The following is a 19,201-nucleotide window of genomic DNA, read 5'->3' as shown; positions in this document are numbered from 1 at the left end:
CCGCGGTGCCGCGAGGGCGGCTGGGGGTCCGGGGGTCACCCCCCGGAAGATGCAGCATCAGCGGGTCCGGGGTTCGAGTCCCTGGCGGCGCACAGATGACGAAGGCCCCTCGCGAGCAGCGGGGGGCCTTCGCTTTGTCAGGGGCTCGGGGAGACGAGGGGGCCTTTCGTGTCCTCCGGGGTGAGGGGGCGGTACGTGGGTGTGCCTGGGGGGCGCCACCACACCGGGTCCGGGGAGTGGAGGCCCTCGTTTCTGAGCTGGGCTCGGTGGATCTTGTTCGTCGCTGTGACCGGCATCCGGCCCATGACCCGCACGAAACGGGGCGCCATCTTCGTGCCCAGGTCCGGTTGGGCCAGCAGGAACTCCGCGAACCCCAGCGGGTCGAAGTCCCCGGCGACGGCCGCCATCACCTGGTCCCCGGTCACCGGGTCCGGCACCGCGTACACGGCGACGGCGCGGGCGCCCTCGTACCAGGCGAGGATGTTCTCGATCATCGCGGCGGCCAGGTTCTCCCCGTCGACCCGCAGCCGGTCGTCGGTGCGCCCGGCGAACCAGAGGTAGCCGTCCGCGTCCCGGCAGAAGAGGTCGCCGGTCCAGTACGCCCCGTCCCGCCGCCGCTCCGCCTCCGCCGCCGGATTGCGCCAGTACCCCTCGAAGGGGCTCGGCCCCCGGTTCACCAGCTCCCCAATCGCCTCGTCCCCGTTCAGCAGCCGCCCGCCCGCGTCGAACCGCGCCGGCGGCCGCTCCCGGCCCGTCTCCGGATCGAGTACGACGAGCCCGGGCCCCGCCCGCCCCACCGCCCCGGCCGGAGTCCCCGGCGACCACTGCACCGCGGCACCGCCCTCGGAGGACCCGTACCCCTCCACCAGCCGCACCCCGAACCGCCGCTCGAAGGCCACCGCGTCCGCCCTCCCCGCCTCGGTCCCGAAGCCGAGCCGCAGCGGATTGTCGCGGTCGTCGGGGCGCGGCTCGGTGGCGAGGAGGTACTGGACGGCCCGGCCGACGTAGGTGAAGTACGTCGCCCCGTACGTGCGTACGTCCGCCAGGAACCCGGACGCCGAGAACCGCCGCCGCAGCGCCACGCCCGCCCCGGCCGCGAGGGCGGGGGCCCAGTCGGAGATGACGGCGTTGCCGTGGAACATCGGCATGCAGATGTAGTGAACGTCCTCGGGGCCGGTGCCGAACTGTCCGGCCAGCGACCTCCCCGCCGCCGCCAGCCGGCCCTGCGTGCAGATCGCGGCCTTGGGGGCGCCGGTGGAGCCGGAGGTGAAGCAGAGCAGCAGCCGGTCGCCCGGGGTGGCGCGGGAGGTGTCGGGACGGGCACCGGCGTACGGCGCGAGCAGGGCGTCGTACTCCTCGGAGCCGGTCAGCAGGATCCGGACGCCGGGCAGGTCGAGGCCCTCGATCAGGGGCAGATGGCCGGGCTCGGTGATCAGGACGCGGCACTCGGTGTGCAGGATGTCCCGGGCCAGCTCCGGGCCTCTGCGGGTGGGGTTGATCCCGGCGACCGCGGCCCGGGCGAGGGCGGCGGCGCCGATCCACAGGGGGTACTCCGGGGTGTTGTCGAGCAGCACTCCGACGTGCGGCTCGGCGCCGGCCGGCAGCAGGTCGGCCAGGAGCGCCGCGCGGGCGGCGGCACCGGCGGCGACCTCGTGGTGGGTCATGACCCGGTCCGCGCACCACAGCCCCGGCCGGTGATCACCCCAGCGCGCCCCTACGAGTTCGGCGGTGCTCGTGGACTCCATGCTCGCGCAGAGTAATTGACGAGCCGTCAGATGAACATGCCCGGAGCCCCCCGAGGACGGTCGGCCGCCCCCGGAGGACCTCGGTGAGGCTCAGAACGTGACGTCCGAGCAGGCGTAGAACGCGTTGTTGGTGTCGGCGACCGTCCACACCGCCAGGATCACGTGCCGTCCGCTGAGCCCGGACGGCAGCCTGCCACTGTGCGAGAGCGTGGACGGTGGCCGCTGGTTGTTGTACGGCACCGTCAGGAACGGTGTGAGGTTGAGGTCGGAGCGGGCCAGATTGTGGTTCTGGTTCCAGCCCGGCTTGGTGATGTAGTACCGGAAGTCGGTCGTGGCGTGCATGGCCGTGAACTGCCAGCGGAAGGTGTAGCTCTGACCGCCGGTCACCTTGGTCGCGGGCCAGGCACCGCCCGAGGGGGTGCGCGGGGCGCTGAGCTGGCCGAAGTGGCCGACCCCGCCGTTGCATATCTGCCCGTCGGCCGGGCCGGAGCCCGGGAAGCCCTTCGGGCCCTCGACGCTCTGCGGCTCCCACTGTATGGAGCCGCAGTTGGTCACGGTGCCGTTCTGGCAGAGCTTCTGCCTGCTGATGGGGAGATCGGTGTAGCCGTGGCCGCTGGCCCCGCCGGACGAGAGCACAAGGGCTCCAGTGGTGGCGAGACCGACCACGGCAGCAGACAACTTGGTCTTTCTGCGCATACTGCCGCTCCTGGGAACGTGGGGGATGTTCAGTGAGCTGTGCAGGGTAGGTCTAGACCAAGTCCGAGAATATTGGCGTTGGTTGGCCATGTCCAGAACAAAGACATGACCACACCCGTCACGGGGCGGATTCCCCCCGCCCGGCGCAGAAGGCGACCGTGAGGTCCTTCACCAGTGCCTTGCGCTCGTAGTCGTCGAGTTCGACGAGCCCCCGCATGGTCAGCCGGGTCACCGTGTCCTCCACCGAGTCCACCACCGAGGTGAGCATCGACGCCCGGTGCTGGGCGTCCAGCGCGGCGATCCGGCGCCGGTGCATGGCGGCGGCCACCTCGGGGGCGTACTCCACCTGGACCGGCTGCACCGAGAACACCTCGACGCCGACGGGCGCCGCGTCGGCCGCGACCAGCCGGGTCAGCGCCTCCCCCGCCGCCTCGCCGCCGCCGCGCCCCGACCCCGGTGCCTCCACCGGGACCCGGGCGAGCGCGGCGGCCACGCACTCCCGCAGATAGGCCTCGTGGTCCTCGACGCCCAGCGTGGCCCGCGCGGTGTCCCGCACCCGCCACACCGCGAGGACCACCACCCGCAGCGCGACCCCGCTCGCGTCGGCCGCCGGCATCGGCTCGCTGCGCCAGTGCCGCAGCCGTACGTCCACCCGGCGGCGCAGCAGCATCGGGTTGACCCACATCAGTCCGGTGCGCCGGACGGTCCCCCGGTAGCGGCCGAACAGACCGAGCACCCAGGCCCGTCCGGTCCGGCCCCGGGCCAGTCCGCCGAAGCCGAACAGGCCGAGGGCACCGGCCCCGGCGTAGGCCGCCCACTGCGCGGGGCCGAGGCTGCCGCCCGCGTACGACGGCAGCCGCAGCGCCTCCAGTACGAGCGGCGGCAGTGCCCCGGCCCACCAGGAGGTGACCGCGCAGCCCGCGAGACCGCAGGCACCGGCCAGCACCCCCACCGCTCCGGGCAGCACCCTGGCGGGCCGCTCGGTCAGGGCCGGGTCCACGTCGGGCACGGTCCGCGCCCTCGTGGCGGCCGGCCGGCGCAGCCGCGGCTGCTCCCCCGTGCCCTGCCGGCGGCTGACGACGGCGGGCTTCAGCGGGACGGACACCGGGGCGGGTTCGTCCCGGAAGAGCAGATGGACGGGGATCTCGGTGGTGGCCTCGTTCTGGATCAGCCGGGCGGTCCTGGGCGGTCCCTCGGACTCCGGTGTCGGTGAAGTGGTCGTGCTCATGCGTGCCTCCAGCCTCCGCGCCAGATGCGTCACAACAGGGGGGTAAAGATCGATTACGCGAACAGCCGCCGCCAGGTCTCCGGCCCCGGGTAGCCGTCCGCCGCGCCGCCCCGCCATCCCTGGGCGCGCTGGAACGCCTCGACGTTCCGCCGGTCCGCCTCGCCCCAGCGCGGTCCGGGACCGGTCGTGTAGTACTTGCCGAACCCTTTCTTCACCAGCTGCTTCCCGAGCAGCGTGACGTAGGTGTTGTCGGCCCCGGGCCGGAACAGCGCCCGCCCCGGATACCCGGGCACCCCGTGCGAGGAGGGCGGCGCGGGCGCACCGGCCGCTCCCGCGGTGATGTCCCTGCCCTGGCCGGTGACCAGCAGGGCCCAGGTCCGCGGCCCCGGCAGCCCGTCCGCGTCCCCGCCGCGCCAGCCCTGCGCCTGCTGGAAGGCCTGCGTGGCCCGCCGGTCGGCGTCCGACCAGCGCGGTCCGGGGCCCGAGGTGTAGTAGCGCCCCGCCCCGCGCCCGACGAGCATGCGGCCCAGCTCGGTGACGTACTTGTTGTTGGCCCCGGGCCCGAAGTAGGCCCGCCCCGGATAGGGTGCCGCCTCCGGTCCGGCGGTCTCCGGCACCGAGCCCGCCGTACCGCCGGCGAGACCCTTGTAGCGGTAGGGGACATAGCGGCTGGAGTGGCTCCAGTAGGCGTACGGGGTGGCCTGCCTGCGGGCGTGCGGGCGGGTCTCCTCGTAGACGATGTAGGAGGTGTGGGTGTAGTCCGTCCAGCCGCCGAAGAGGACGACGTGGGAGCCCCGCTCGGGATCGGCCGGGTTGTGGAACAGCAGCATGTCGCCGGGCTGGAGGTCCTCCTTCGCGATGCGCACGCCGTACTGGTCGAGGGTGCCGGTCCACTCGTTGCCGGGCAGGCTCCAGGCCATCGAGACGAACCCCGAGCAGTCCTGCCGGTACCCGTCCGACCAGTACTGGGACATGCTGTACGGCACCTTCGCCGCGACCCACTGCTTGGCCCGCCGGATGATCTCCGCGCGGGTGGTGCCGGGCGCCGCCGAAGGCTTCCCCGGGGCCCCGCCGGGGCCGTGCAGGGGGGCCTTGCTCCCCTGCGGGGTGTCGGGCTCGTCGGCCGCCGGAAGGCTCGGCCGACCGGGCGCCTGCGGGGCCGCGAGCGCCGGTACGGCGTGCCCGGCGCCGAGCGCCGCCGCGGCGGCCGCCACGATCACCGTCCGGTGGGCCGGATGGGCGCCCCCGCGGCCGGCCGCGGAGTGCGGCAGGACACGGCGCCAGTGAACGCATCCGGGGCACTCGCAGTCGTTCGGGGGATCGAATTCCTCGAAGACCGGAGTCCCCATGCGATGACCCTCACATTCCGGATGGAAATGTCCGCGTGTGTACACATTAGTCAGTTTCGCAACCGTCTTCCAGGCGCGCATGTTGACGGTCCGAATGATGTACGGCCCGGGGCCCGGCCGGGGCCGTCCGGAGCACCCTCCCAGGTCGGGTAGAGTTGTCGCGTCAGCAGGCGCCGCTAGCTCAGTTGGTTAGAGCAGCTGACTCTTAATCAGCGGGTCCGGGGTTCGAGTCCCTGGCGGCGCACCGACACAGGAAGCCCCCCGTCGACGCGGGGGGCTTCCCGCGTCCCCGGACGCGCACACCGGACACCCAAGACCCCCACAGCCGCCACAATGAACGCGTATGACCGGTAAACACCGCGTTTCGCATCTTGCGATCATGCCGAACGCCGTAGAACCCTTGGTTCTTCAAGCTGCTGCCCGTGTGCGGCAGTTGGGGGGCAAGGAGCCGGTTGCCGTTCTGGCGGGGAGAGGGGCCCCGTTCACGACCGGATGCCGAGGGGGGCATCATGCAACCGGAAGGTCGCGTTTCCATGTCTATGAAGTGGAAGATGTGGTGACGGTGACCCGCCACTGATACGTCTGTGAAGGTCGAGGGGGACCGACACCGACGAAGGAACCGACAGACACGCGGTCGACCTGCGTGTGGGGGGATGACTCATGACGTCGACGCCGACGGGCGCCCGGCAGAACTCCGACCCGTCCCAGACCACTCAGCTCAGAGTGCCGACTCATCGGACCGGGTCGTTCCGGCGCATCAAGAAGACGCTGCCGAAATACGACTACGAGCACTACAGCCGGCTGGCCGGTCCCCTCACCCAGCCCGATCCGAACAAGCCGTACCGGGTGCAGTACCGCTCGCTGATCTCCCAGGAGCCGCACCGCATACGGGTGGCCCTGATGCTCGCCGCGGCGCCGCTGCTCTCGCTGGTGCTGCTGGCCTGGCTGCTGCAGCCCGGGCACTGGACCGAACGCGACTATCCGGCCTATGACTTCCTGCCGGCGCTGGACATGGTGATGCTCGTCTCGATCGGTCTGATCGAGTTCTTCCGGTGCATGAACGTCCTGTCCAACGCGCACGCCACCCTGGTCGCCCGCGACCCGATCCCGGTGGTGCCCGAGACCGGCACCAAGGTCGCCTTCCTCACCTCCTTCGTGCCCGGCAAGGAACCGCTGGAGATGGTGACCAAGACCCTGGAGGCGGCGGTCAAGCTGCGCCACCGGGGCCTGCTGCACGTCTGGCTGCTCGACGAGGGCGACGACCCGGAGGTCAAGGAGGTCTGCGCCCGGCTCGGCGTGCACCACTTCTCCCGCAAGGGCATCGCCAAGTGGAACCAGGCCAAGGGCCCGCACCGCGCCAAGACCAAGCACGGCAACTACAACGCCTGGCTGGACGCGCACGGCGACGACTACGACTTCTTCGCCTCCGTCGACACCGACCACGTGCCGCTCCCGAACTACCTGGAGCGCATGCTCGGCTTCTTCCGGGACCCGAACGTCGGCTTCGTCATCGGCCCGCAGGTCTACGGCAACTACGACAACTTCGTCACCAAGGCCGCCGAGTCCCAGCAGTTCCTCTTCCACGCCCTCATCCAGCGCGCGGGCAACCGCTACGGCTCCCCGATGTTCGTGGGTACGTCGAACGCCGTACGGATCAAGGCGCTGCAGCAGATCGGCGGTCTGTACGACTCGATCACCGAGGACATGGCGACCGGCTTCGAGATCCACCGCCACAAGAACCCGGCGACGGGCAAGAAGTGGCGCTCGGTGTACACGCCGGACGTGCTCGCCGTCGGTGAGGGCCCGAGCGCCTGGACGGACTTCTTCACCCAGCAGATGCGCTGGTCGCGAGGGACCTACGAGACGATCCTCAAGCAGTACTGGAAGGGCTGGTACTCGCTGCCGCCGAGCAAGCTCTTCAACTACACGATGATGATCATCTTCTACCCGATGTCCGCCCTGAACTGGATCCTCGCGGCCCTCAGCTGCGCCCTGTTCCTGGGCCTCGGCGCCTCCGGCGTGAACATCGACCCCACCATCTGGCTGATGCTCTACGGCAACGCCTCCGCGCTCCAGATCGGCCTGTACATCTGGAACCGCCGCCACAACGTCTCGCCGCACGAGCCGGAGGGCTCCGGCGGTGTGGCCGGCATGGTGATGTCCGCGCTGTCGGCGCCGCTGTACGCCAAGGCGCTGATGGACTCGGTGCTGCGCCGCAAGAGCAAGTTCGTGGTGACCCCCAAGGGCGACTCGGCCAGCCCCGACCGCTGGTTCGGGACCTTCCGCTACCACTGGTACTTCATCCTGATCTTCGGCGCCTCGATCGCCGCCGGCTTCGTCTACGGGCACGCGCACCCCGCGATGGTCATCTGGGCGACGTTCGCCATGCTGATCACCGCGACCCCGATCTTCGCCTGGCGGCACATGCTGCGGCAGGCGAAGAAGAAGCCGCCGGTCAGCGGGGAGCCGGAGGCGGGCGCCCCGGTGGCGCCGCACCAGGCGCAGCCGCTGCCGGCCCAGCCGGGCGCGCAGCACGACCCGCAGCACAAGCCGAGTTGGGCCGCCTCGCAGGGCGGCGGCACCGACCAGACCATGCAGATCGCCCTGGGTGGACTTGGGGGACGTAAGGAATGAAAGACCAGGCCGGCCGCCGCCGTGTCCGTCGACTCGCGATAGGCACGGCGGTGGTGCTCGCGCTGGCCGGGATGAACGGTCCGTGGCTCTACCGCTTCGGCACCGAGAAATACCACCAGTACCAGATCAACCGACCGGAGTACAAAGCCGACAACGGCCACTGGGAGATCGTCGACTTCCCGGAGGAGTACCGGCAGAACACCATCCACGCGGCGCTGCTGCGCACCGGGAAGGTGCTGCTCGTCGCGGGCTCCGGCAACAACCAGGAGAACTTCGACGCGAAGAAGTTCGACACCCGGATCTGGGACCCGGTCAAGGGCACCATCAAGAAGGTGCCCACCCCGACCGACCTGTTCTGCACCGGCCACACCCAGCTGGCGAACGGCAATCTGCTGATCGCCGGCGGCACCAAGCGGTACGAGAAGCTCAAGGGTGACGTCACCAAGGCCGGCGGCCTGATGATCGTCCACAACGAGAACCCGGACGAGCCGATCACCCTGCCCGCCGGGACCAAGTTCACCGGCAAGGAGAACGGCAAGACGTTCGTCTCCAAGGACCCGGTGCTGGTGCCGCGCGCGAAGAAGGTCTTCGACCCGGCGACCGGCGAGTTCCTGCGCAACGACCCGGGTCTCGGGCGGATCTACGTCGAGGCGCAGAAGAGCGGCTCCAAGTACGAGACCGGCACCGAGGACAACTACCGGGTGCAGGGCCTGTCCGGCACCGACGCGCGGAACACCTACGGCATCGCCCAGAAGCTCGCACTGGACAAGAAGGACTTCCAGGGCATCCGGGACGCCTACGAGTTCGATCCGGTCGCCGAGAAGTACATCAAGGTCGACCCGATGAAGGAGGCCCGCTGGTACCCGACGCTCACCACCCTGAGCGACGGGAAGATCCTCAGCGTCTCCGGGCTCGACGACATCGGGCAGCTGGTGCCGGGCAAGAACGAGGTGTACGACCCCGAGACCCAGAAGTGGACGTACACCGACAAGGTCCGGCAGTTCCCGACGTATCCGGCGCTGTTCCTGATGCAGAACGGCAAGGTCTTCTACTCCGGCTCCAACGCCGGTTACGGGCCGGACGACGTCGGGCGTGACCCCGGCGTCTGGGACGTGGAGACCAACAAGTTCACCAAGGTTCCCGGGCTGAGCGACCCCGACCGGCTGGAGACCTCCGGGACCGTGCTGCTGCCTCCGGCGCAGGACGAGAAGTACATGGTCATCGGCGGTGGCGGGGTCGGCGAGTCCAAGCTGTCCAGTGAGAAGACCCGGATCGTCGACCTGAAGGCGGACAGCCCGAAGTTCGTGGACGGGCCCTCGCTGGAGAAGGGGACGCGCTATCCGTCGGCCTCCGTGCTGCCCGATGACTCGGTGCTGGTGTCGGGCGGTTCGGAGGACTATCGCGGGCGGGGTGACTCCAACATCCTCGAAGCCCGGCTCTACGACCCGTCGAGCAACTCCTTCGATCAGGTCGCGGATCCCCTGGTCGGACGGAACTACCACTCCGGTTCCGTGCTGCTGCCCGACGGACGCGTGATGTTCTTCGGCTCGGACTCGCTCTACGCCGACAAGGCGAACACCAAGCCGGGCAAGTTCGAGCAGCGGATCGAGATCTACACGCCGCCGTATCTGTACCAGGGCTCGCGGCCGTCGCTGTCCAAGGGGACGGAGACCATCGAGCACGGCGAGTCCGGGACGTTCACCTCGCAGCACGCCTCCTCCATCAAGAAGGTGCGGCTGATCCGGCCGAGCGCGGCCACGCATGTGACGGACGTGGACCAGCGGTCGATCGCGCTGGACTTCACGACGGAGGGGAACAAGGTGACGGTGACGATGCCGGAGAACAAGAACCTCGTTCAGGCCGGGTGGTACATGCTGTTCGTCGTGGACGACCAGGGAGTGCCGTCCGAGGCGCAATGGGTTCGGGTGCCATAGCGCCGTCGGCGGCTTCGGGGCGTGTGGGGGCTGCTCGCGCAGTTCCCCGCGCCCCTAGGGCGTGGTCGCCTTGGCCAGTTCCAGGGCGTACTCCGGCCACCACTCGCCGGCCTTCGGGCCGCCCTTGCACTCGCCGTCCGACTCCCCCGGGCGCTTGACCCAGACGTAGGCGTCGACCAGCGGGTCGGCCGTCTTGGTCGTCGGGGTCTCGCCCAGGGCGCGGCCGGGCGGGTTGCACCAGCGCTCCGCCGGGTCGCCCTCCTCGTAGGGGCCGTTGCCGTTGCGGCTGGTGTCGATGACGAAGGGCTTGTTGCCCGCCTTCGCCGAGAGGGTCTTGCCGTAGGCGATGGAGTCCTCGGTGGTGTAGAAGTTCGAGACGTTGACCGAGAAGCCGTCCGCCTTGGCGATGCCGGCCCAGTTCAGCGGCTCGAAGATCTGGTCCGGGTTGCCCCAGCCCGCGTTGCCCGCGTCGAGGTACACCTTGGTGTTCTTCAGCGACTTCAGCTTCTCGATCGCGCCCTTGAGGAGGTCGTAGCGCTCCTCGTGGAACTCGTCCGGGGTGCAGCCGTCCACCAGGTGCAGGACCGCGTCCGGTTCGAGGACGACCGTGGCCGAGCGGTCGCCGATGCCCTGGGCGACCCCGTCGATCCACTCGCGGTAGGCGTTGCCGTCGGCGGCGCCGCCCTGTGAGTACTGGCCGCAGTCGCGGTGCGGGATGTTGTAGAGGACCAGCAGGGCCGTGCGGCCCGCCTTGTCCGCGGCCTCGGTGTAGCCGCGGGCGTCGTCCTCCGGGGTCTCCGGGCCGATCCACTCGCCGGTCGGCTGCTCGGCGATCTTGCGGATCTGCTCGGCGTCGGCCTTCTTGCCCGCCTTCTCGTAGGCGGCCACCTGCTGGGCCGCGTTGCCCTGCGGATTGACCCAGAACGGGTCGATGTCCTTGGGCTGCTGGGTGATGCCGGCGCCGGCGTTCTCCGGCTCGTCACCCCCGTCGTCCGAGGAAGAACAGCCCGCGATCAGCAGTGCCGCCCCCAGCACCACCGCGGACGCCCCCCTGCGGGCCCCCCTGCTGCCGTACATCCACTCCCCCTTGGGTGCACTCATCCAAGCCTCAATCCTGACACACGCATCCCGAAGCACACGAGGTCGGCCCCTGGGCCGGGGCCTGCTTCCGTTCTACAGTCGTACCGGACGGCCCCGGCCCCCGCCCGGCCTGGCGCCTCCCTCTCATGACCCTTCGAGCCTCCCGCGCTGCCTTCGGGTTTCTCCCGCAGCCCGAGCGTGCGCGGTCGAGGACCAGCCCGGTCGGCGGCTTCCCGGGGAGCGGGTCGTCGACCGGGCCGGGTGCGCGTCACAGGCCCGTGCCCGTGAGATACGCCGACACCACCACGTTCGCCGTGTAGCTGCGGCTCGCCCGGTCGAAGGTGCCGCCACAGGTGATGAGCCGGAGTTCGGCGCGGCTGGGGTCGCGGGGCCCGTAGGCCTGGCGGGCGTCGAAGAGCTCACGGGTGACGACCTGGACGTCGTCGACGGTGAACTCGGCGACCCGCCCGTCGTCGCGGATGACCCGGACCGTCGCGCCGGGCTTGAGCGCGCTGATCTTGTAGAAGACGGCGGGCCGGGTCTCGGTGTCCACGTGCCCCACCATCAGGGCCGTCCCGCGGGCGCCGGGTGCCGCGCCGGCCGCGTACCAGCCGACGACGCCGGGCTGCTCGAAGGGCGGCGGGTCGACGGCGCCCTGCGGATCCAGGCCGCGGGCGACCACGGGTGCCTGCACGCCGAGGCCGGGTATGTCCAGGCGCTGGGGATGCGCCGGGCCCAGCGGTCCGGCGGGGGGCGGCAGGTCGACGTCGGGTGGGCGGCCGACCGCGGCCATGTCGCCGGTGGTGGGCGCGGACGCCCCGTGCCGTACGTCGGTGACGTCCCGTCCCCACAGCCACAGCCCGAGCAGCAGCACGGCCCAGGCCAGGCCCGTCAGCAGCCGGCCGGAGAGCCGGGAGCGGTGTTCGTCGGACATGGTCAGTCCGTCCCGCGGCTCCGGCGGGCGCTTCTGAGCGCCACGGCCGTCGCCGCGACCGAGGCGAGGACGAGGCCGGTCACCGCGTGGCCGATGCCCGGTCCGGCCGTCCCGGTCTCCCCGGCGGCGACCTGGACCGCCGCACCGCCGCCGCCCGCCTTGACGGGGGCGATCGGGGAGGCGGGCGCCTTGGGCGTGTTCCCCACCGGGAGCTCGACCGTGTGCCGGGCGCCCCCGCAGGTGACGGTGATGTCGTAGGAGCCGACCCGCAGCGAGGACCGGATGCGGCTCTCGCCGACGAGGACGCCCTCGGAGCCGGTGACGGCCAGCTTGACGTCGGTGACGAACGCGGCCGAGAAGGCGCTCGCCGTCCGTTCGGCGCAGCCCGTCATCCGCAGCGCGACCTCGGCGCCCGGGACGGGAGAGGCCGGATTCACCGAGATGCCACCTCCGTCCGCCGCGTACGCCGCCGGGGTGAGCGCCGCGGCGACCACCGCGGTAGCCGCACAGAGAGTGACTTTGAATGTGCCCATCGTGAACCTCCAGATACCTGGAGAGTCCCCCTGGGTGCCGGACCCCGCATCCTCAGGGGGGTCCGGCTGCTCCGAACGGGTCGTATTCGGGCGGAAGCGGGTTTCAGATCCGGTCGACCAGGTCCGCGATGGAGTCGACGACCTGGGAGGGGCGGTACGGGAAGTTCTCCACCTGCGCGGTCCCGGTCAGCCCGGTCAGCACCAGGAACGTCTGCATCCCGGCCTCGATGCCGGCCAGCACGTCGGTGTCCATCCGGTCGCCGATCATGGCGCTGGACTCGGAGTGGGCGCCGATGGCGTTCAGGCCGGTGCGCATCATCAGGGGGTTCGGCTTGCCCGCGAAGTAGGGCTGCTTGCCGGTCGCCTTGGTGATCAGGGCGGCCACGGCGCCGGTCGCGGGCAGCGGGCCCTCGGTGGACGGACCCGTCTCGTCGGGGTTGGTGCAGATGAACCGGGCGCCGCCGTTGATCAGACGGACCGCCTTGGTCATGGCCTCGAAGGAGTACGTCCGGGTCTCCCCCAGGACGACGTAGTCCGGCTCGTGGTCGGTGAGGATGTAGCCGATGTCGTGCAGTGCCGTGGTCAGGCCCGCCTCGCCGATGACGTACGCGGAGCCGCCGGGCCGCTGGTCGTCCAGGAACTGGGCGGTGGCCAGCGCCGAGGTCCAGATGGACTCGATCGGCACCTCCAGGCCCATGCGGCGCAGCCGGGCGTGCAGGTCGCGCGGGGTGTACATGGAGTTGTTGGTCAGCACCAGGAAGGGCTTGCCGGACTCGCGCAGCTTCTTCAGGAAGGCGTCGGCGCCGGGGATCGGTACGCCCTCGTGGATCAGCACCCCGTCCATGTCGGTGAGCCATGACTCGATGGGCTTGCGGTCTGCCATGTGCGGAACTCCTGGCGTACGTACGGGATGAGCGGAGGGCGCCGGAACCACGGCGTACCGACGCCCTCAGCCTAATCAGGAAGTGCTGACCTTGACCCCGTCGATCACCCAGTACCAGTTGTTGGATCCGGTGTAGCGGAAGCGGAAGCTCACGGTGGTGGCTCCGGCCGGGACCGGTACGGACAGGGACTGCGGCTGGGAGACGACGTCGGAGGTGTAGCTCCTGACGGCGGTGGGGGTGCCGCCGTTGAAGGAGGCGAGGATCTGGGCGGTCTGGGCGCCTTCCTGACGGTAGAAGGTGACGAAGTCCAGGCGCACCGTGCTCTTGCCGGTGACGTTGTGGGCGGGCGTCACCAGGGTGCTGTCGAAGGTGCCGGAGAAGGTCTTGTCCGCCCATTCGTCGGAGTCGGCGACGGCGAAGACGCCGCGGGCGCGGACGTTGAGCTCCCGGGACTGGTCGCGCTGGGTGCGGGACCAGAACTCGTCGGTGGCGAAGGACCAGCCGCGCCACTCGGTGATCCCGCCGGTGCCCATGGCGCTGTTGATGACGGACCAGCCGCTGGGCGGGGTGCGGGTGTAGCCGAGGACGCTCTGGGGGATGCCCGTCTCGTCGGTGCGGGCGGACAGGGGGAGCGCGTCGAAGGGGTCGGTGGAGCGTTCCTGGATCGGCTTGCCGTCCAGGCCCCAGGAGGGGTCGACGGGGATGCCGAGCTGCTGGAACACGGTGGGGACGACGTCCACGAGCCGGGTGTCCAGGGGGCGGGCCCCGGCCGCGATACCGGGGCCGGTGGCCAGGACGAAGGTGCGGCGCTCCTCGATGGCGGAGCCGCCGTGGCCGCCGGCGTCCAGGTGGCCGTGGTCGGTGGTGACGATGACGGTCCAGCGCTCGGTGGAGTGGCTGGGCCTGGCCTTGATCGCGGCGCGGAGTCTGCCGAGGTAGGCGTCCTGTACGGCGATCTGGTCCAGGTACGCCTGGCTGCCGGCGCCGGAGTTGTGGCCGACGATGTCGGACTGGCCGAAGTAGACGAAGAGGACGTCGGGGTTCTGGTCGCGCAGGAGGGCCTCGGCCTCGGCGGCGATGGTGGCGTCGTGGCCGGTGTATCCGTCGGCGTCGCCGTCGAGGACGAGCTTGGCGTCGGCGCCGGGGGTGACGGTGCCCTGGGTGTCGAGGGGCTTCCAGTCGACGGCGGCGTAGGTGGACAGCTCGGGCCGGAGCTGGGCGAGGCGGGCGAGGAAGCCGGGGTACTGGCCGTACTTCTTGCCGGTGAAGGTGTTGTCCTTGACTCCGTGCTTGTCGGGCCAGACGCCGGTGGCGATGGTCGACCAGCCGGGGCCGGAGGAGGTGGCGGCCATGGGGTTGGCGTAGAGCAGCGAGGTGCCGAAGGTGCCCTCGCTCATCATGGCCTTCAGGTGCGGGGCGTCGGCGGCGGCGATCCGGTCGTGGCGCAGACCGTCCATGCCGATGACGAGGATCTTGTCCTTGCTGGTGCCGTTGGGCAGCACCGGGACGGCGTGCGCGGGGGCGGCCCCGAGGGCGAGGGCCGCGGCGGTGGTCGCGGTGGCGGTGAGCACGGTGCGGCGGGTCGGGTGTGACGTCATGGGAGGCTCCGGGGTCGAACGGGGGTGGAGGTGCCGTTGGTGCCGGGTGACCGGGGGTCGGGGTGCCGTGGGGTGGGTGCGTTCGCCCGCGCTTGCGGGGTGCCGCCGCGCCCACCCGTGCCGCCCCAGCGGCACGACTGCCCGCAGCTACGCGGGCAGGGGCGCCGCCGGACGGCTCTCAGCTGCCGGTTGCCGACTTCCAGTTGTCGACGTGCTCGGTGAGGTTCTTCTCGATGGCGTCCCAGTCCGGCTCGAAGATCTCGACGTCCTTGACGATGTTCGTCAGGGCGATCGCGTCGGCGTCGGCCGCCTCGATGTCCTGGCGGGCGGTGAAGCCGCCGCCGATCTCGCTGACCTGCTGCTGTGCCGTCCGGCTGAGCATGTAGTCGAGAAGCTTCCTGCCGTTCTCCGTATGGGGGGCGTCCGTCACCAGACCGGCGGCGTACGGCAGCGCGAACGTCGTCGGCCTGCCGCCCTCCCGCGCGGGGAACCAGATCCCGAGGTTGGGCATGTCCTTGGACTGGGCGTAGTTCATCTGCACATCGCCGTTGGCGACCAGCAGCTCGCCCTTGTCGACCTTGGGTGCGAGCTTGCCGGTGGAGGCGGACGGGCCGACGTTGTTGGACTGCAGCTCGCCGAGGTACTCCAGCGCGGCCTCCTCGCCGCCGAAGTCGTGCATCGCCTTGATGAGGACGGCGGTTCCGTCACCGGCCACGCCCGGGGTGGAGTACTGGAGCTTGTTCTTGTACTTGGGGTCCAGCAGCTCCTCCCACGTGGTGGGGGCCTGCGCCAGTTCCTTCGTGTTGTAGATGAACCCGAAGTAGTTGTTGACGACGGAGGTCCACGTCCCGTCGGCGGACTTGTCGGCGCCGCTCACCTGGTCGGCGCCCTTGGGGACGTACGTCTGCAGCAGCCCCTTGCCGTCGGCCTGCTGGATGAACGGCGGCAGGGTGACGAGGACGTCGGCCTGCGGGTTGCTCTTCTCGCGGACGGCGCGCTGCACCATCTCGCCGGAGCCGCCCTCGACGTACTCGACCGTGATCCCGGTCTCCTTCTCGAAGTCCGCGAAGATCCGGTCGTACCAGCCGTCGCCGTTCTCCCCCTTGAGGCCGTCCGCGCTGTAGACGGTGACGACCTTCTCGTCGGAGGCGGCGGAGCTGCCGCCGCAGGCGGACAGCGCCGGGGTGGCGACCAGCGCGAGCGCTACGGCGAGCGTGCTGCGGTTTCTGGGCATGGCGAGGTGAACTCCCAACAGGTAAGGGGGGTGTCGGTCAGCGGTAGGAGGCTTTGGTGCGCACGCGGGAGACGGCGAACAGCACGAGCAGCGTCGCGGTCATCAGGACCACGGCGATCGCGGACCCGGTGAACAGGGCACCGCGGTCGGTGGCCGCGTAGATCAGGACCGGAAGCGGGGTCCAGTCGGGCGGGTAGAGCATCATCGTGGCGCTCAGTTCGCCCATGGACAGGGCGAAGCAGAGGCCGGCCGCGGCGGACAGGGAGGGCAGCAGCAGGGGCAGCTTCACCCGCCACAGCACGGCGGAGGGGCGCGCTCCGAGCGAGGCGGCGGCCTGCTCGTAGGCGGGGTCGAGGCGGGTCAGCGCGGCGGACACCGACTGGTGGGCGAAGGCGGTGACCAGCACGGTGTGCGCGACGATCACGATCCACCGGGTGCCGTTGAGCAGCATCGGCGGCTGCGAGAAGGCGACCAGCACGGCGAGCCCGACGACCACGGAGGGCACCGCGAGCGGGAGCACGAACAGCGCGTCGAGCACCCGCCGTCCGCGCCTGCCGAGGGCCTGGGCGGTGAGGGCTGCCCAGGTCCCGGTGGCGAGGGCGAGCAGGCTCGCGCCGGCCGCGGTGACCAGGCTGGTGGTGAGCGCCTGAAGGGCCTCGCCGCGGGTGGCGGCCGCGTAGTGCTCGGTGGTGAAGCCGGACGGCAGCACGCTGGACCAGTGGGTGGCGAAGGAGGCGCCGAGGACCACCAGCAGCGGCAGCGCGAACAGGGGCAGGAACAGCAGGAGGAAGAGGGCCCATACGGTCCACTTGGCCCCGCGGCTATGCACCAGCACGACGGCTCACCACCCGGTACAGGCCGTACAGGCCCACGGAGATCAGGACGTTGACGACGGCGACCACGCAGGCGCCCGGGTAGTCGGACTCCAGGATCGCCTTGCTGTAGACGAGGGTGGGCAGCGTGGTGACGCCCTTGGCGCCGGTGAAGAGCACGATGCCGAACTCGTTGAGGCACAGGACGAGGACCAGGCTGCCGCCGGCCGCGAGGGCGGGCAGCGCCTCGGGCAGGATGATCCGACGGATGATCCTCGGCGCCCGGGCGCCCAGTGAACCGGCCGCCTCCAGCTGCGCGGTGTCGAGCTGGGCGAAGGCCGCGAGCAGGGGCCGCATCACGAACGGCGTGAAGTAGGTGATCTCGGCGAGCAGGACGCCCCAGGGTGTGGTGAGGAACTGGAAGGGCCCGTCGGCGGCCCCGGTGACGTCCGTCCACAGTCCGTTGGCCATGCCGACCGTGCCGTACACGAACAGCAGGGCGAGCGTGATCAGGAAGGACGGGAAGGAGAGGAAGACGTCGATGAACCGGGCCACCGCCCGTGCGCCGGGGAAGGGCACGAAGGCGATGACCAGCGCCAGGGCGAAACCGAGGACCAGGCATCCGGCGGTGGCGGCGAGCGCCAGCCACACGGTGGTCCAGAGCGCCTCGCGGAACGCCTCGGAGGCGAAGACGTCGGCGTACGGCTGGAGGGACGTACCCCCGGTGTCCGGCTTCAGCGACTGCTCGACGACGAGGGCGAGGGGATAGAGGAAGAACAGGGCGAGGAGGGCGACGGGCGGGAGGGCCCACAGGAGCCGTCTAGTCATCGCCGACTCCGGCGGCCAGCAGTACCGCGTCCTCCGGGGAGAAGTGCAGGCTCACCGTGTCGCCGAGGGCGGGCGGGTTCCTCAGTTCCCGCAGGTCCGCCATGACCCGGTGGCCGTCGGTCTCGACGTACAGCCGGTGGGTGGCGCCCCGCCACTGGATCTCCCGTACCGTCCCGGTCAGGCGGTTGGGGCCGTCGCCGACGCTGATCAGGTGCGGCCGTACGCACAGGGTGGCCCGCGCGCCCCGCGCGACGCCCGTGGTGTCGACCTTCAGTTCGGTGCCGGCGAAGGTCACGCCGCCCGGACCCACGGTGACCGGGAGCAGGTTGGCGTTGCCCACGAAGGACGCGGTGAACTCGTTGGCCGGGGCGCGGTACAGCTCCCGGGGGGTGCCGCAGGCCTGGAGGCGGGCCGAGTCCATCACCGCGATCCGGTCGGCCAGGGTGAGCGCCTCGACCTGGTCGTGGGTGACGTACAGGATCGAGACGTCCGGCAGCTCCCGGTGCAGGCGGGCCAGTTCGGCGAGCATGCCGGAGCGCAGCCGGGCGTCGAGGGCGGACAGGGGTTCGTCCAGCAGCAGCACTCCGGGCCGGATGGCGAGGGCCCGCGCGATGGCGACGCGCTGCTGCTGGCCGCCGGAGAGCTCGCGGGGGTAGCGGCGGGCGTAGGCCGCCATGCCGGTCAGCTCCAGGGCCTCGGCGACCCGGGCGCGGATCTCGTCCCGGGCCACCTTGCGGGCCTTCAGTCCGAAGGCCACGTTGTCCTCGACCCGCATGTGCGGGAAGAGGGCGTACTGCTGGACGACCATCCCGATGCCCCGCCGGTGCGGGGGCAGCCCGGTGACGTCACGGTCCCCGAGGAAGACCCGCCCGGCGGCGGGCCGCACGAACCCGGCGACCGCCCGCAGCGCGGTGGTCTTGCCGGATCCGGACGGCCCGAGCAGCGCCATGACCTCGCCGGGGGCGACGGTGAGGTCGAGGGCGTCGAGGACGACCTGGCCGTCGTAGGAGACGGTGACGCCGTCGAAACGGATGCCGCTGCTCATGCGAGCGTTCCCGGAAGCTGCGCGACGGAGTCCAGGACCCGGCCCGCGCCGGCCGCCGTGAGCGCGTCCGCGTCATGGGCGCCGGTCAGGACGCCCGCGACCAGGCCCGCGCCCGAGCGGACGCCGCTGAGCATGTCGTAGGAGGTGTCGCCGACGACCGCGACCTGCCGGACGCTGTCCGCGGCGGCCGTGCGGAGGAAGGCGGTGAGGACCATGTCCGGGTACGGCCGTCCGCGGCCCCCGGCGTCGGCCGGGCACAGCGTCAGCGGGACCAGGTCCTGCCAGCCGAGCGCGGCCAGGATGGCGTCCTGGGTGGTGCGGGCGAAGCCGGTGGTCAGCACGACGGTACGGCCCTGGGCGGTGAGTTCCTCGATGGCCTCGCGCGCCCCGGGGACCGGCGCGATCCGGCCGGCGCCGACGAGCCGGGCGTACGCTTCCTCGAAGGCCTGGTTGGCCTGCTGGGCCTTCGCCTCCTCCCCGAACAGATGCCGGAAGACGGAGATCTTGGACTCGCCCATGGTGGCGCGGACGTGGTCCAGCATCGACGCGGGTTCGGCACCGAGGTGCCGGGCCGCCTCTGTGAACGCCTGCTCCACGAGGCCGCCGTCGGCGACGGTGGTGCCGGCCATGTCGAGGACGACGAGTCGGATGTCTTCGGTCATGTCCC

The 19,201-nt window shown here is 71.1% G+C and carries 15 protein-coding genes, 1 tRNA gene and 1 pseudogene; 3 read left to right on the top strand and 14 right to left on the bottom strand.

Annotated features, from left to right (window positions below; genetic code table 11):
• Window positions 1-57: 57 nt before the first annotated feature.
• The 4 genes and pseudogenes from ACWD11_RS10715 to ACWD11_RS10700 all read right to left on the bottom strand — a co-directional run bounded on the left by ACWD11_RS10715 (window position 58) and on the right by ACWD11_RS10700 (window position 5,018).
• Window positions 58-1,745, bottom strand: a pseudogene (locus ACWD11_RS10715) (AMP-binding protein).
• 90 nt (window positions 1,746-1,835) lie between these two features.
• Window positions 1,836-2,441, bottom strand: coding sequence for a lytic polysaccharide monooxygenase auxiliary activity family 9 protein (locus ACWD11_RS10710; protein WP_389415810.1), 606 nt, complete (start codon window positions 2,439-2,441; stop codon window positions 1,836-1,838).
• 118 nt (window positions 2,442-2,559) lie between these two features.
• Window positions 2,560-3,669: an SPFH domain-containing protein gene (locus tag ACWD11_RS10705; protein ID WP_389415809.1), complete on the bottom strand. Its 1,110-nt coding sequence runs from the start codon at window positions 3,667-3,669 to the stop codon at window positions 2,560-2,562.
• Window positions 3,670-3,722: 53 nt separating this feature from the next.
• Window positions 3,723-5,018, bottom strand: a complete 1,296-nt coding sequence (locus tag ACWD11_RS10700) for a peptidoglycan-binding protein (RefSeq protein ID WP_451282485.1) — start codon at window positions 5,016-5,018, stop codon at window positions 3,723-3,725.
• Between the two features lie 170 nt (window positions 5,019-5,188).
• Between ACWD11_RS10700 and ACWD11_RS10695 the strand changes: the two genes are divergently transcribed.
• The 3 genes from ACWD11_RS10695 (at window position 5,189) to ACWD11_RS10685 (ending at window position 9,586) form a co-directional block, all read left to right on the top strand.
• Window positions 5,189-5,262 (top strand) — tRNA-Lys (locus ACWD11_RS10695).
• Between the two features lie 416 nt (window positions 5,263-5,678).
• On the top strand, window positions 5,679-7,652 hold the full coding sequence (locus tag ACWD11_RS10690) for a glycosyltransferase family 2 protein (RefSeq protein WP_389415807.1): 1,974 nt from the start codon (window positions 5,679-5,681) through the stop codon (window positions 7,650-7,652).
• Complete coding sequence (locus ACWD11_RS10685; protein WP_451282483.1) at window positions 7,649-9,586, top strand: galactose oxidase-like domain-containing protein; 1,938 nt, start codon at window positions 7,649-7,651, stop codon at window positions 9,584-9,586. Before ACWD11_RS10690 ends, ACWD11_RS10685 begins: the two co-directional genes overlap by 4 nt.
• 54 nt (window positions 9,587-9,640) lie before the next feature.
• Here the strand turns inward: ACWD11_RS10685 and ACWD11_RS10680 are convergent, their stop codons facing one another.
• The 10 genes from ACWD11_RS10680 to ACWD11_RS10635 all read right to left on the bottom strand — a co-directional run bounded on the left by ACWD11_RS10680 (window position 9,641) and on the right by ACWD11_RS10635 (window position 19,196).
• Window positions 9,641-10,663 (bottom strand): glycoside hydrolase family 6 protein, encoded by a 1,023-nt coding sequence (locus tag ACWD11_RS10680; RefSeq protein ID WP_389416421.1) that lies wholly within the window; start codon window positions 10,661-10,663, stop codon window positions 9,641-9,643.
• 271 nt (window positions 10,664-10,934) lie between these two features.
• Window positions 10,935-11,600 (bottom strand): class F sortase, encoded by a 666-nt coding sequence (locus ACWD11_RS10675; protein WP_451282481.1) that lies wholly within the window; start codon window positions 11,598-11,600, stop codon window positions 10,935-10,937.
• 2 nt (window positions 11,601-11,602) lie between these two features.
• Complete coding sequence (locus ACWD11_RS10670; RefSeq protein ID WP_451282479.1) at window positions 11,603-12,133, bottom strand: hypothetical protein; 531 nt, start codon at window positions 12,131-12,133, stop codon at window positions 11,603-11,605.
• 103 nt (window positions 12,134-12,236) lie between these two features.
• Complete coding sequence (locus ACWD11_RS10665; RefSeq protein WP_250076234.1) at window positions 12,237-13,016, bottom strand: HAD-IIA family hydrolase; 780 nt, start codon at window positions 13,014-13,016, stop codon at window positions 12,237-12,239.
• A gap of 75 nt (window positions 13,017-13,091) precedes the next feature.
• Entirely contained in the window at window positions 13,092-14,615 is a 1,524-nt protein-coding gene (locus ACWD11_RS10660) for an alkaline phosphatase family protein (protein ID WP_451282477.1), read from the bottom strand.
• A 178-nt stretch (window positions 14,616-14,793) separates the two neighbouring features.
• Window positions 14,794-15,849, bottom strand: coding sequence for a 2-aminoethylphosphonate ABC transporter substrate-binding protein (locus ACWD11_RS10655; RefSeq protein ID WP_451282476.1), 1,056 nt, complete (start codon window positions 15,847-15,849; stop codon window positions 14,794-14,796).
• Window positions 15,850-15,886: 37 nt separating this feature from the next.
• Entirely contained in the window at window positions 15,887-16,684 is a 798-nt protein-coding gene (locus ACWD11_RS10650; protein WP_451282474.1) for an ABC transporter permease, read from the bottom strand.
• Window positions 16,671-17,489 (bottom strand): 2-aminoethylphosphonate ABC transporter permease subunit, encoded by an 819-nt coding sequence (locus ACWD11_RS10645; RefSeq protein ID WP_389415800.1) that lies wholly within the window; start codon window positions 17,487-17,489, stop codon window positions 16,671-16,673. The genes ACWD11_RS10650 and ACWD11_RS10645 overlap by 14 nt, the downstream gene beginning before the upstream one ends.
• Window positions 17,482-18,534, bottom strand: a complete 1,053-nt coding sequence (locus ACWD11_RS10640; RefSeq protein WP_451282472.1) for an ABC transporter ATP-binding protein — start codon at window positions 18,532-18,534, stop codon at window positions 17,482-17,484. Before ACWD11_RS10640 ends, ACWD11_RS10645 begins: the two co-directional genes overlap by 8 nt.
• Window positions 18,531-19,196: a phosphonatase-like hydrolase gene (locus ACWD11_RS10635; protein ID WP_451282470.1), complete on the bottom strand. Its 666-nt coding sequence runs from the start codon at window positions 19,194-19,196 to the stop codon at window positions 18,531-18,533. The genes ACWD11_RS10640 and ACWD11_RS10635 overlap by 4 nt, the downstream gene beginning before the upstream one ends.
• Between the last annotated feature and the right edge of the window lie 5 nt (window positions 19,197-19,201).

The sequence above is a fragment of the Streptomyces sp. NPDC002776 genome, from assembly GCF_053592195.1.
Note: the sequence above shows the minus strand (reverse complement) of the source record. Positions and strands in the feature narration are given on the sequence as shown.